The organism is Streptomyces broussonetiae, assembly GCF_009796285.1.
Taxonomy (GTDB): domain Bacteria; phylum Actinomycetota; class Actinomycetes; order Streptomycetales; family Streptomycetaceae; genus Streptomyces; species Streptomyces broussonetiae.
The window spans coordinates 3,394,596-3,406,727 of record NZ_CP047020.1 but is presented as its reverse complement, the minus strand read 5'-3'; the positions used below and the strand labels follow the sequence as shown (position 1 = coordinate 3,406,727).

The window sequence follows — 12,132 nt, the reverse complement described above, 5'->3', positions numbered from 1 at the left end:
TGGGCGGCATGAGCGTGCGTACCCAGTCATCCGAGCAGCCGGCCGAGGCCGTCCACCGCGCCGGTTTCGCCTGCTTCGTGGGCCGCCCCAACGCGGGCAAGTCCACCCTTACGAACGCTCTGGTCGGGCAGAAGGTGGCGATCACGGCGAATCAGCCGCAGACGACGCGGCACACCGTGCGGGGCATTGTGCACCGGGAGGACGCCCAGCTCATCCTGGTCGACACCCCTGGACTGCACAAGCCGCGCACACTGCTGGGCGAGCGGCTGAACGACGTCGTGCGGACCACCTGGGCCGAGGTGGACGTGATCGGCTTCTGCCTCCCGGCGAACGAGAAGATCGGTCCGGGTGACCGCTTCATCGCGAAGGAACTGGCGGGGATCCGCAAGACCCCCAAGGTCGCGATCGTCACCAAGACGGACCTGGTGGACTCGAAGACCCTCGCCGAGCAGCTGATCGCGATCGACCAGCTGGGCAAGGAGCTGGGCATCGCGTGGGCGGAGATCGTCCCGGTGTCGGCGGTGGGGGACAAGCAGGTGGAACTGTTGGCCGACCTGCTGGTGCCGCTCCTTCCGGAGGGACCGGCGCTCTACCCCGAGGGCGACCTCACCGACGAGCCCGAGCAGGTCATGATCGCCGAGCTGATCCGCGAGGCGGCGCTGGAAGGCGTCCGCGACGAGCTGCCGCACTCCATCGCGGTCGTGGTCGAGGAGATGCTCCCGCGCGAGGACCGTCCGGCCGACCGGCCGCTGCTGGACATCCATGCCAACGTCTACATCGAGCGGCCCAGCCAGAAGGGCATCATCATCGGCCCCAAGGGCAAGCGCCTGAAGGAGGTCGGCATCAAGTCCCGCAAGCACATCGAGGCGCTGCTGGGGACGCCGGTCTTCCTGGACCTGCACGTGAAGGTGGCCAAGGACTGGCAACGCGACCCGAAGCAACTGCGCAAGCTGGGCTTCTGACTCCCTTTCCTTACCGCCCACCCAGCCGTTCCACGGATCCGCACCTCGGCCGACGACCGCGAAGCTCGGCCGTGGGGCTGTGTTCCGGTCCCCGGGTGGGGCTTTCGCGTCGCGGGTGGGCGCAGGCTCGCTCACCTGTCCCGTGTCCTTGTCCCGCCGTCGTCCGTCGTCGTCATGTCCTGTACCCCCACCACCCGCAGCAGCTGAAGCCGTTCGTGCGAGTCCGTGCCGGGGCGGGCCGTGTGGAGGACGAGGTGGTGGCGATGGTCGTCGGTCAGGAGGACCTCGCAGTCCAGCTCCAGCAGGCCCACCACCGGGTGCCGGAAGCGTTTGGCCGAGGCGCGGCGGACCGCGACCTCGTGGGTGTCCCAGAGGCGGGCGAACTCCTCGCTCGCGGCGCGGAGTTCGGCCACCAGGGCGGCCGGCTCGGGGTCGTCCGGGCGGGCCGCCGCCACCGCGCGCAGGTTCGCCACGTGCACGCGCGCGTGTTCCGGCAGGTCCTCGGGCAGGAACAGTTCGCGTCCCGCCGGGTCCAGGAAGAAGCGGCGGACGAAGTTGCGTTCGCGCGGCGGCAGGGCCAGCACGTCCCCCGACAGCGCCCGCGACAACGCGTTCTGCGCCAGCACCTCACCGCAGTCCGTCACCACCAGCGCCGGCGCGTCGTGCAACCGGTCCAGGATCAGCAGCAGTCCGGGGCGCACATGCGGCGAGGCCGTGTCCCGGCGCGGCGGCTCCTCGCCCGCCAGATGGAAGAGGTGGTCGCGCTCGTCGTCGGTCAGCCGCAGCGCGCGGGCCAGCGCCGTCAGCATCTGCCGGGACGGGCGCGGGCCACGGGCCTGTTCCAGCCGGGTGTAGTAGTCCACCGACATGCCCGCGAGCGACGCCACCTCCTCCCGGCGCAGGCCCGGGGTGCGGCGCCGGGCGCCGGGCGCGAGGCCCACGTCGGAGGGGTCCAGGCGGGTACGGCCACGGCGCAGGAAGTCGGCCAGTTCGAGTCGGTTCACCACTCCTCCAGCCTGCCCCGGACCGCCCGTCCCAGCCAGGGACTGCCGGTCCCCCGATCGGCAGGTCTCTCCCGTCCGCCCCGGCGCCGCCCGACAGTGGTGGCAACACGGAGCAGCGAGGAGAAGATCATGCTGACGCTGGTGACGGGTACGACAGGACAGGTCGGGCGGCGTTTTGTGCCCCGGCTGCTGGCGCAGGCCGGGCCGGGTGAGCGGGTGCGGGTCCTGGTCAGGGACGCCTCCCGTGCGGACCACCTCTGCGACCTCGGCGCCGAGGTGGTCCTCGGGGACCTGCGCGACGAGGAGGCCCTCGGCAAGGCCGTGGCCGGCGCGGACGCCGTCGTGAACATCGCCGCCTCCTTCCGCGGCGTACCCGACGAGGAGGCCCGGGCCGTCAACCGGGACGCGGCCGTGGCCCTGGGCCGCGCCGCGCTGGCCTCCGGCGTGCGGCGGTTCGTACAGGTCAGCACCGGTCTCGTCTACGGCACCGGGCGTGGCCGCCCGCTGGTCGAGGAGGACGAGATCCGGCCCGGCGGCGCGATGTGGGGCGCCTACCCCGAGGCCAAGGCCGCGGCCGAGCGGGAACTGACCGCGATGGAGGGCATGGACGTGCGGGTCGGCCGTCTTCCCTTCGTCTACGGCGAGGGCGACCCGCACCTCGCCGCCTCCCTGCGCTGGGCCGCGCACTGGGCACCGACCCAGCGGCTGCAGATGGGCCACCACGCCGACGTCGCCCAGGGACTGCTGCGCCTGCTGTACGCACCGGCGGTGAACGGCCCCGTGCACAACATCGCCGACGACACCCCGGTCACGGCCGTCGACCTGCACCGGCTCAACGGCGTCGAGCTGCCCGCCGACATGGACACCCGGACCGACCCCGACCCGTGGCACGGGATCATGTCCACCCGGAAGATCCGCCGGGACCTCGGCTTCCGCCCGATCCACCCGAGCGTCTGGAGCGCCCTCGACGCCGGCGCCCTGTGAGGACCCGGGTGCCTACTCCACTCCTCTGATCCGGCCCACCAGCACCGCCCCGCCCAGTCCGATCACCGCCGCGACCAGGTACAGCACCCGGTAGCCGCCCAGGTAGGTCACGATCGGCGCGGCCAGCGCCGGCGCGGCCACCTGCGGCAGGGCGTTCGCCACGTTGATCACGCCCAGGTCCTTGCCCCGGTCCAGCGCCGTCGGCAGGACGTCCGTCATCAGTGCGAAGTCGACCGAGGTGAACACGCCGAAGCCGACCCCGAGAACCGCCGAGGCGACGACCGCGCCCGGCCAGGTCTGCCAGCCGGCCAGTGCCGCCGTCGCCACCGCCATCAGCATCCCCGACCAGACGACGAACGGCTTGCGCCGGCCGACCCGGTCGGACCACACCCCGCCCGCCACGACCGTCGCCAGCAGCGTCAGGCTGTTGACGGCCGTCAGGATCAGCACCCCCTGGTCGGGGTCGGCGTAGTGCAGGCGGTCCCGCAGGTAGTAGAGGAGGTACAGCAGGACCAGAGAGTTGCTGAGGTTGATCAGGAACCGGGTCAGCCAGGCCCAGCCGAGGTCGGGATACCGGCGCGGACTCAGCCAGAACCCCGCCAGGAAGCCGCGCCAGGACCACTGCGCCCGGTCTTCGCGCGCCAGCCGCAGATCCCTGTGGCGGAGCACGTACGGCACCACGCCCGCCGCCGTGCACACCGCGCACGCCACATACCCGGCGCCGATCCCGCCCGCCGCCGTCGCCAGGCCCGTGCCGCCGACCACGCCGAGGATCTGCGCGGCCCCCAACCAGCCGCCCACCGCCCCGCGTTGACGCCTCGGCACCCGGTCCGGGACGGCCGCCGTGACCGCCGCGAACGCCGCGTTCAGCGTGAGCTGCACCAGGCACCAGCCCGCCGCCATGGTCCACACCCCGCCCGCCCGTGCGAGCAGCAGCAGGGAGAGCGCACCGCCCGCCGCCCCGGCCACGATCCACGGCGTACGGCGGCCCCGGCGGGACGTCGTACGGTCCGACAGGGCCCCGAAGAAGGGGTTCGCGAGCAGGGAGACCACCGCGCCGGCGCCCGTCACCCAGGCCAGCACGGTCTCCTTCGACATCCCCGAGCCGGGCGCGAAGTCCCTGGCCTGGGAGGCGAGCAGGATCTGCAGCGGGCCGAACCAGCCCACCCAGATCGCCCCGTTGGCCAGCGACAGGGCCGCCGTCCAGCCCCGGCCGACCGGCTCGACCGGCTCGGCCAGCGCGCCCGGGACACGGGCCGTGGTCGCCCCGGGCCCGCCGTCCCCGGGGCTCGGCCGCGTCATCTCTGGGCCCGGAGCAGGTCCCGGAACCAGTGGTAGGAGGCCTTGGGAGTGCGCTCCAGGGTGGCAGGGTCGTCGAAGTCCACGTGCACCAGGCCGAAGCGGCGGGCGTAGCCCTCCGCCCACTCGAAGTTGTCCATCAGGGACCACACGAAGTAGCCGCGCACGTCCACCCCGGCCGACAGCGCGGTGTGCAGGGCGCGGATGTGGGCGTCCAGGTAGGCGATGCGGTCCTGGTCGTCGAGGCCCTCGTACGAGCAGCCGTTCTCGGTGATGACGATCGGCGGGAGCCGGTCGCCGTAGCGGTCGCGGAAGCCGGTCAGCAGCTCGGTCAGCCCCTCCGGGACGACCGGCCAGCCGAAGTCCGTCACCGGCCGGCCCTCGATCTCCCGCACCGAGAAGGGGAGTTCGGCCGGCAGGGCCAGCCCGCCGTACTCGCTGTCCGTCCCGCCGGGTGCGCCCACCCGTGTCGGCGCGTAGTAGTTGATCCCGTACCAGTCGACCGGTTCGGCGACGACCTTGAGGTCGGCCGCCACGTCTCCCGGCATCAACTCGCCCATTCCCTCGGGGTATTCACCGAGGATGACCGGCTCGGCGAACAGGCGGTTGAGGAGGACGTCGTAGAAGCCCGCCGCCTGCGCATCGGCAGGGTCGTCGGACGCGGGCCAGGTGGGGCCGTGGGAGTTGGCGATGCCTATGTCGCCCGCCCCGGCGGCGCGCAGGGCCCGTACCGCGAGACCGTGGGCGAGCAGCTGGTGGTGGGCGACCGGGAGCGCGTCGAAGAGGAGCCGCCTGCCGGGGGCGTGGGCGCCGAGGGCGTGGCCCAGCAGGGTGTGCTCGGCGGGCTCGTTGAGGGTGATCCAGGTGCGGACCCGGTCGCCGAGGCGTTCGGCCACCGTGCTCACGTGGTCGGCGAACCGGGCCGCCGTGTCCCGCTGGAGCCAGTCCAGCGAGGCGGGCAGGTCCCAGTGGAAGAGGGTGGGCACGGGCCGTACCCCCGCCGCGCACAGCTCGTCCACCAGGCGGTCGTAGAAGTCCAGGCCGCCGGGGGAGTTCACCCGGGGCCAGGAGACCGAGAAGCGGTACGCGTCCACGCCGAGGCCGGCGAGCAGGGCCACGTCCTCCCGGTAGCGGTGGTAGTGGTCGCAGGCCACCTCCGCCGTCGAGCCGTCCTTCACGCGCCCCGGTTCGGCGGTGAACACGTCCCACACGGACGGTTCGCGCTCCTTTGCCGCTCCCTCGATCTGGTGGGCGGAGGTCGACACGCCCCACAGGAAGTCCGGGGGGAACCGGGGTATCGGATTGCCGTCGTCAGTCGCCATGGCCGGATCATCCTTACCCCCGGTAACAGAAGTCAACGCCCCGGCGGCAACTGGCGCTCAGGCTCCCTCCTTCAGGACTCGGGAGATCAACTCCCTTTGGTCGTCGGTGAGTCGGGGATCCGCCGCGTACACCGTGCGGCCGTCCACGGTGATCTCGTACCGGAAGCCGTCCGGGACGCCGGCGGGCATGGTGCCCGGAGCGGACGCGAGGACGCGCTCGGCCAGGGCCTGCCACTCGGGAGCGTCGGGCCGGGCCGAGGTGTCCACCTCGGCCCGGCGCTCGATCCCCGCGAAACCGCCCGTGCGTCGTACTTGGATACGCATGGGTCTTGTCTAGTACGGAACTACGACGTGCGCACCCCGACCTGCTCCCACGCCTTCTGCGCGGCCTCCAGCTCGTCCCCGGCGCCGTACCGCGCGCGGGCCGCCTTCACCGTCAGCCTGGCGAAGTCCGCGAACTGGGCGCTCGATTGCAGCTCGCCCCCGGTGAGCACGTCGTACCAGATCTGCCCGGCCTTCTCCCAGGCGTGCCCGGCGAGGGCCGTGGCGAGCAGGTAGAAGGCGTGGTTCGGGATGCCGGAGTTGATGTGCACGCCGCCGTTGTCGCTGCTGGTGTGCACGTAGCCGGCCATGGTCGCGGGCTGTGGGTCCTTGCCGAGCCTGGGGTCGTCGTACGCGGTGCCCGGGGCCTTCATCGAGCGCAGCGCGGTGCCGTGCACGCCCGGGGCGAGCAGGCCCTCGCCGATCAGCCAGTCCGCCTGGTCGGCGCTCTGGCCGAGCGAGTACTGCTTGATGAGGGAGCCGAAGACGTCGGAGACCGACTCGTTGAGGGCGCCGGACTGGCCCTCGTACTCCAGGTTCGCGGTGTACTGGGTGACGCCGTGCGTCAGTTCGTGCCCGATGACGTCGAGGCAGCTGGTGAAGTCGACGAAGATCTGGCCGTCACCGTCCCCGAAGACCATCTGCTCGCCGTTCCAGAAGGCGTTGTCGTAGTCGGTCCCGTAGTGCACGGACGCGTCGAGTGCCAGGCCCCGGCCGTCGATGGAGTCGCGCTCGTACGCCTTCAGGTACAGCTCGAAGGTGGCGCCGAGGCCGGCGTACGCGCGGTTGGCACTGGCGTCCTGGACCGGGTCCTGACCCTCCGCGCGGACCTCGGTGCCGGGCAGGTCGGTGCCGTGCCCGGCGTCGTAGACCGTGCGCTTGGGCTTGCTGGCGGCGGGTGCCGCGGCGGCGACGGCGGTCTCGGTGCGTACCGCGGTGTCGCGGCGCAGGGTGCGCAGCGCGGAGTCGTGCTGGAGGGTGCGCTGCGCGGAGTCGGAGAGCGCCTGGTCCTCGTGCTGGGCGAGCCGGTCGAGGATGTGCGGCGGCACGATCGGGCAGAAGACGGGCCTGAAGCCCCCGTTGGTCGTCATGACTCAGCACCATCGCACTGAGTGATGGCACTGTCACTACTCGCAACCATGATTGGTGAAGTATCGCCACATGTGACCACCCTCCGTGACGGAGAGTGGTATGGCGCACTTTTTATACCTTTTATCCCCCGCGGTCCCGCATACTGATACGGGCCTCACACACCCGGCACGACTCGGCTACGCTGCGGAGCATCATGCGTTTCGGGCTGCTTCTTCTTAGCTGCCGCGGCGAGGGCCTGTAGTCAGAGGCCGACCCCCTCCCCGCGGAGCTTTGGCGTTGCGTGTCGGCCGTCCACCCGGACATCGGGACAACCGGACCTCCTGAGGAGCCCACGCATCATGGCCAACCGCCAGCAGCCCAGTTCCATGCCGATCCACAAGTACGGCCGCTACGAGCAGGTCGACATCCCGGACCGCACCTGGCCCCAGCAGCGGATCACCACCGCCCCCCGCTGGCTCTCCACCGACCTGCGCGACGGCAACCAGGCCCTGATCGACCCGATGTCCCCCGAGCGCAAGCGCCGGATGTTCGACCAGCTGGTCAAGATGGGCTACAAGGAGATCGAGGTCGGCTTCCCCGCCTCCGGCCAGACCGACTTCGACTTCGTGCGCTCGATCATCGAGGAGGAGGGCGCGATCCCCGAGGACGTGACCATCTCCGTCCTGACCCAGGCCCGCGAGGACCTGATCGAGCGGACCGTGGAGTCCCTCAAGGGCGCCCGCCGGGCCACCGTCCACCTGTACAACGCCACCGCCCCGGTCTTCCGCCGGGTCGTCTTCCGCGGTTCCAAGGACGACATCAAGCAGATCGCCGTCGACGGCACCCGCCTGGTGATGGAGTACGCCGAGAAGCTGCTGGGACCCGAGACCGAGTTCGGCTACCAGTACAGCCCCGAGATCTTCACCGACACCGAGCTGGACTTCGCGCTGGAGGTCTGCGAGGCGGTCATGGACGTCTACCAGCCCGGTCCGGGCCGCGAGATCATCCTCAACCTGCCCGCCACGGTGGAGCGTTCGACCCCCTCCACGCACGCGGACCGCTTCGAGTGGATGCACCGCAACCTCTCCCGCCGCGAGTACGTCTGCATCTCCGTCCACCCGCACAACGACCGCGGTACGGCCGTGGCGGCGGCCGAGCTGGCGCTGATGGCCGGTGCCGACCGCGTCGAGGGCTGCCTGTTCGGGCAGGGCGAGCGCACCGGCAACGTCGACCTGGTCACCCTGGGCATGAACCTGTTCTCGCAGGGCGTCGACCCGCAGATCGACTTCTCCGACATCGACGAGATCCGTCGTACGTGGGAGTACTGCAACCAGATGGAGGTCCACCCGCGCCACCCGTACGTGGGCGACCTGGTCTACACGTCCTTCTCCGGCTCCCACCAGGACGCCATCAAGAAGGGCTTCGACGCCATGGAGGCCGACGCGAAGGCCAGGGGCGTCACCGTCGACGACATCGAGTGGGCGGTGCCGTACCTGCCGATCGACCCCAAGGACGTCGGCCGCTCCTACGAGGCCGTCATCCGGGTCAACTCGCAGTCCGGCAAGGGCGGTATCTCCTACGTCCTGAAGAACGACCACAAGCTGGACCTGCCCCGCCGGATGCAGATCGAGTTCTCCCGGATCATCCAGGCGAAGACGGACGCCGAGGGCGGGGAGATCACCCCGAAGGAGATCTGGGCGGTCTTCCAGGACGAGTACCTGCCCAACCCGGACAACCCCTGGGGCCGCATCCAGGTCAGGACCGGCCAGTCGACCACGGACACCGACGGGGTCGACAGCCTGACCGTCGAGGCCGTCGTCGACGGCGAGGACACCGTCCTGTCCGGCTCCGGCAACGGTCCGATCTCGGCCTTCTTCGACGCCCTGCAGTCCATCGGCATCGACGTACGACTGCTGGACTACCAGGAGCACACGATGAGCGAGGGCGCCTCCGCGCAGGCCGCCTCCTACATCGAATGCGCGATCGACGGCAAGGTCCTGTGGGGGATCGGCATCGATGCGAACACGACGCGTGCGTCGCTGAAGGCGGTCGTCTCGGCCGTCAACCGCGCGGCCCGCTGACCGCTCTGACCGGTGGTTTCGGGGCTCCGGCCGCTGTATACGGCGGCCGGAGCCCCGCCTGTTATCGGCCACCGGGCCGGGCAGGTCACAGAAAGGTCTCTTCCGGGGTACTGACTCAGCCTCCGTGATGTGGCTAACATCACGCCAGCACGGCGATGTTGCCGCGCGGTTACGGAGGTGCGACGTGCTGCCAGTACGGGGACGAAACGGCCGTGCCACCAGGGCTGTGCACATCCTGGGCACCCGCACCGCATGGACGCCCGTCGGGGACGGCGCGTTCTACTGTCCCGGCTGCGGAGGAGACCGCAACTACCAGCGGCTCACCGGCCGCCGCCGCCTCACCCTGCTCGGGGTGCCCCTGATGTCCCGCGGGACGGCCGGACCGGTCGTCGAGTGCGCCGCCTGCCGGCAGCACTACGGCACCGACGTCCTCGACCACCCCACCACCCGCCGCTTCTCCGCGATGCTCCGCGACGCCGTGCACACCGTCGCCCTCGCCGTGCTCGCCGCCGGCGGCACCTGCTCCCGCACGGCCCTGGAGACGGCCGTCGGCGCGGTCCGCGCCGCCGGTTTCGACGACTGCTCCGAGGAACAGCTGGCCGCCCTGGTCGAGGCCCTCGCCGCCGACACCGGCCGGGTCTTCGAGCAGCCGTGCGGCGCGAGCCTGACGATAGAGCTGCACGAGGCCCTGGACCCGCTCGCCCCGCACCTGGCTCCGGCCGGCCGCGAGTCCCTCCTCCTCCAGGCCGCCCGTATCGCTCTCGCCGACGGCCCCTACACCCCCGCCGAACGCGAGGCCCTCACCACGGTCGGCGCCGCCCTGACGATCTGTGCCGCCGACGTCACCCGGCTGCTGGCGGCGGCGCGGACGACTCCGTCCTGACCCGGGGCCCCGGCCTCAACGGCGGATGAGGCCGAGGGCGGTGGCGGCGGCGACGGCGGCGGTGCGTGAGTCGACGCCGAGCTTGGCGTAGGCCCGGGCCAGGTGGGACTTGACGGTGCCCTCGGTGAGGTGGAGCCGCCGGCCGACGGCCTGGTTGGACAGCCCCTCGGCGACCAGGGCGAGGACCTCGGTCTCGCGCCGGGTCAGCGAAGTGCCGGGCGTGCGCAGCCGGTTCATGAGCCGGTCCGCGACCGCGGGCGCCAGGGTGGTGCGTCCGGTGGCTGCCGAGCGCACGGCCGCGGCCAGCTCCTCCGGAGGCGCGTCCTTGAGCAGGTAACCGGTGGCGCCGGCCTCGATGGCAGGAAGGGTGTCCGCGTCGGAGTCGTAGGTGGTGACGATCACGACCCGGGGGGCGCCCGGCCGTGCGGTGATCCGGGCGGTGGCCTCGGCACCGCCCATTCCTCCGCCGAACTGCAGGTCCATCAGCACGACGTCGATGTCGCCCGCGGCGGCACGGGCGACGGCATCCTCGGCGGTGGCGGCCTCGGCCACCACGACGAGACCCGGCTCGGTCTCCAGAACGGCCCGCAACCCGGCGCGCACCACGGGGTGGTCGTCGGCGAGGAGGAGACGGACGGGGTGGTCGGTCACGGTCGGCCTTCGTCTTGGCGGTCAGGGGAGCGGTCGGTCACGGGTGGGCTTTCGTCCCGGCGGGCGGCGGTGGCGCGGGCTCGCTGCCGGCGGGGGCGGTCCCGGACCCGGCACGTGCGGTGCGCGGCCTCTTGGGCGCGGGTTCTGCCCCGTCGGCCGGCGGTTCGGTTCCGCAGGGCCGGGTCCCGGGGCCGGTCGGCGGGGTTGCGGTGCCGGGCAAGGGCTCCGTTGCGGCCGCGGCGGAGGCGGTCCCGGTGCCCGCGGTCGGGGATTCCCCGTCGTGCCGCGGCGTCCGGGTGTCGACGCCGGGGGCCTGTGCCGCGCCCGGCCGGGTGAGGGGGAGCCGGGCCGTCAGGGTGGTGCCGTGGCCGGGGGTGGAGTCGATGGACACGGTACCGCCGAGGGCCCCGATGCGGGCCTGCATGGCGGCCAGGCCGAAGCCGCCCGTCTCGGGGTCGGGTGCGGGCAGCCCGCCGGGATCGAAGCCCACGCCGTCGTCGGCCACGGTGAGAGCGACCCCGTCGTCGAGGTGGCCGAGGGTGACCTCCACGGCACCGGCCCGCGCGTGCCGGACGGTGTTGGCCAGCGCGGACTGGGCAATGCGCAGCAGGGCGACCTCGTACGCGGTCGGCAGGGCGCACGCCGCACCGCCGAGGCGGAAGCGGACGGTGAGCCGGTGCCGGGTGCCGGTGGTGGCGCACAGGCGCTCCAGCGCGTCCGCCAGGGTGCTGCCCTCCAGGGCGGGCGGGGCGAGGGCGGCGACGAAGCGGCGCGCCTCCGCGAGATTGTCGACCGCGGTCCGGCGGGCCTGGCGGACATGACGTACGGCGTTCTCCGGGGCGCCGGGCAGCGTCCGTTCGGCGGCGTGCAGCAGCAGCTGGATGCTGGACAGACCCTGCGCGAGCGTGTCGTGGATCTCGCGGGCCAGCCGCTCGCGTTCGGCCAGTACACCCGCGGTGTGCTGGGCCTCGGCCAGGTCGGCGCGGGTGGCGGTGAGTTCCTCGATCAGTTGTCTGCGCCGTTCGCTCTCCCGGTACAGCGCCTGGTATCCCCACACCACCGCGACCGCCACGGCGGCTCCGAGCGCCGGGCCGATCGCCATGGCCGCGCTGAAGGAGCCCTGATGGGCGGCGAACGCGGCCACCGCCGCGAGCGTCGTTGCGGTCACGGCGGCCAGTGCGGCCCGGCGCGGCAGCAGATGCAGCTGGAGGAAGTACAGCGGAAAGGCCGCCCACACCCCGTCGGCGGACAGCGCCAGCAGCACCAGCCACACCGCGCCTACGGCGGCCAGCCACCAGGCGGCGGCCCGCCGGTCGCCGCGGATCCGGGGCACCAGCGGCCCCGCCGCGTACACCAGCGCGCACCCGGCCGCCACGGCGACGGTCGGCGCGGCATGCGGCAGGGGCCCGGTCACGGCCCGGACGGCGGCCAGTGCGAGGAGGCCGACGACCAGCAGGTGCAGGCACCAGGACAGGGCCCGGGTGGTCGGGGTCGGGGCGGGAGCGGCGGTGTTCACAGTGCCTCCAGCGTAAGGAACCGATCCGCGCCCGGCCT

At 72.4% G+C, this 12,132-nt stretch carries 10 protein-coding genes and 1 pseudogene; 4 read left to right on the top strand and 7 right to left on the bottom strand.

Annotated elements, in window-relative coordinates; genetic code table 11:
• Positions 1–8 precede the first annotated feature (8 nt).
• Complete coding sequence (gene era, locus GQF42_RS15745) at positions 9–962, top strand: GTPase Era (protein ID WP_158920357.1); 954 nt, start codon at positions 9–11, stop codon at positions 960–962.
• A 131-nt stretch (positions 963–1,093) separates the two neighbouring features.
• Here the strand turns inward: era and GQF42_RS15740 are convergent, their stop codons facing one another.
• Positions 1,094–1,966 carry a helix-turn-helix transcriptional regulator gene (locus GQF42_RS15740; RefSeq protein WP_158920355.1) on the bottom strand — a complete coding sequence of 291 codons (873 nt, stop codon included), beginning with the start codon at positions 1,964–1,966 and terminating at the stop codon, positions 1,094–1,096.
• Positions 1,967–2,095: 129 nt separating this feature from the next.
• On the opposite strand from GQF42_RS15740, the gene GQF42_RS15735 reads away from it, so the two are divergent.
• On the top strand, positions 2,096–2,950 hold the full coding sequence (locus GQF42_RS15735; protein ID WP_158920354.1) for an NAD-dependent epimerase/dehydratase family protein: 855 nt from the start codon (positions 2,096–2,098) through the stop codon (positions 2,948–2,950).
• Positions 2,951–2,962: 12 nt separating this feature from the next.
• On the opposite strand, the gene GQF42_RS15730 is transcribed toward GQF42_RS15735, so the two are convergent.
• From GQF42_RS15730 to GQF42_RS15715, 4 genes are read right to left on the bottom strand one after another with little or no spacing between them, the layout of a single operon-like run.
• Positions 2,963–4,252: an MFS transporter gene (locus GQF42_RS15730; RefSeq protein ID WP_158920352.1), complete on the bottom strand. Its 1,290-nt coding sequence runs from the start codon at positions 4,250–4,252 to the stop codon at positions 2,963–2,965.
• On the bottom strand, positions 4,249–5,571 hold the full coding sequence (locus GQF42_RS15725) for a GH1 family beta-glucosidase (RefSeq protein ID WP_158920350.1): 1,323 nt from the start codon (positions 5,569–5,571) through the stop codon (positions 4,249–4,251). Before GQF42_RS15725 ends, GQF42_RS15730 begins: the two co-directional genes overlap by 4 nt.
• 57 nt (positions 5,572–5,628) lie before the next feature.
• On the bottom strand, positions 5,629–5,895 hold the full coding sequence (locus tag GQF42_RS15720; RefSeq protein ID WP_158920348.1) for a protealysin inhibitor emfourin: 267 nt from the start codon (positions 5,893–5,895) through the stop codon (positions 5,629–5,631).
• A 20-nt stretch (positions 5,896–5,915) separates the two neighbouring features.
• Positions 5,916–6,983, bottom strand: a complete 1,068-nt coding sequence (locus GQF42_RS15715; protein WP_158920346.1) for a M4 family metallopeptidase — start codon at positions 6,981–6,983, stop codon at positions 5,916–5,918.
• A gap of 339 nt (positions 6,984–7,322) precedes the next feature.
• Between GQF42_RS15715 and leuA the strand changes: the two genes are divergently transcribed.
• Positions 7,323–9,044, top strand: coding sequence for a 2-isopropylmalate synthase (gene leuA, locus GQF42_RS15705; RefSeq protein ID WP_158920344.1), 1,722 nt, complete (start codon positions 7,323–7,325; stop codon positions 9,042–9,044).
• Positions 9,045–9,228: 184 nt separating this feature from the next.
• Entirely contained in the window at positions 9,229–9,927 is a 699-nt protein-coding gene (locus GQF42_RS15700; protein WP_158920342.1) for a tellurite resistance TerB family protein, read from the top strand.
• A 15-nt stretch (positions 9,928–9,942) separates the two neighbouring features.
• Here GQF42_RS15700 and GQF42_RS15695 read toward each other — a convergent pair whose 3' ends face one another.
• Both GQF42_RS15695 and GQF42_RS15690 read right to left on the bottom strand, forming a co-directional pair.
• Complete coding sequence (locus tag GQF42_RS15695) at positions 9,943–10,578, bottom strand: response regulator (protein ID WP_158920340.1); 636 nt, start codon at positions 10,576–10,578, stop codon at positions 9,943–9,945.
• Between the two features lie 310 nt (positions 10,579–10,888).
• Positions 10,889–12,094: pseudogene (locus GQF42_RS15690) on the bottom strand (sensor histidine kinase); the annotation flags it as partial.
• Positions 12,095–12,132: the final 38 nt, after the last annotated feature.

Bases quoted from the DNA above. Each gene is read 5' to 3' on its own strand.
- GQF42_RS15735 (WP_158920354.1), top strand. From the start codon at position 2,096: ATGCTGACGCTGGTGACGGGTACGACAGGACAGGTCGGGCGGCGTTTT.
- GQF42_RS15725 (WP_158920350.1), bottom strand. From the start codon at position 5,571: ATGGCGACTGACGACGGCAATCCGATACCCCGGTTCCCCCCGGACTTC.
- leuA (WP_158920344.1), top strand. From the start codon at position 7,323: ATGGCCAACCGCCAGCAGCCCAGTTCCATGCCGATCCACAAGTACGGC.
- GQF42_RS15715 (WP_158920346.1), bottom strand. From the start codon at position 6,983: ATGACGACCAACGGGGGCTTCAGGCCCGTCTTCTGCCCGATCGTGCCG.
- era (WP_158920357.1), top strand. From the start codon at position 9: ATGAGCGTGCGTACCCAGTCATCCGAGCAGCCGGCCGAGGCCGTCCAC.
- GQF42_RS15720 (WP_158920348.1), bottom strand. From the start codon at position 5,895: ATGCGTATCCAAGTACGACGCACGGGCGGTTTCGCGGGGATCGAGCGC.
- GQF42_RS15730 (WP_158920352.1), bottom strand. From the start codon at position 4,252: ATGACGCGGCCGAGCCCCGGGGACGGCGGGCCCGGGGCGACCACGGCC.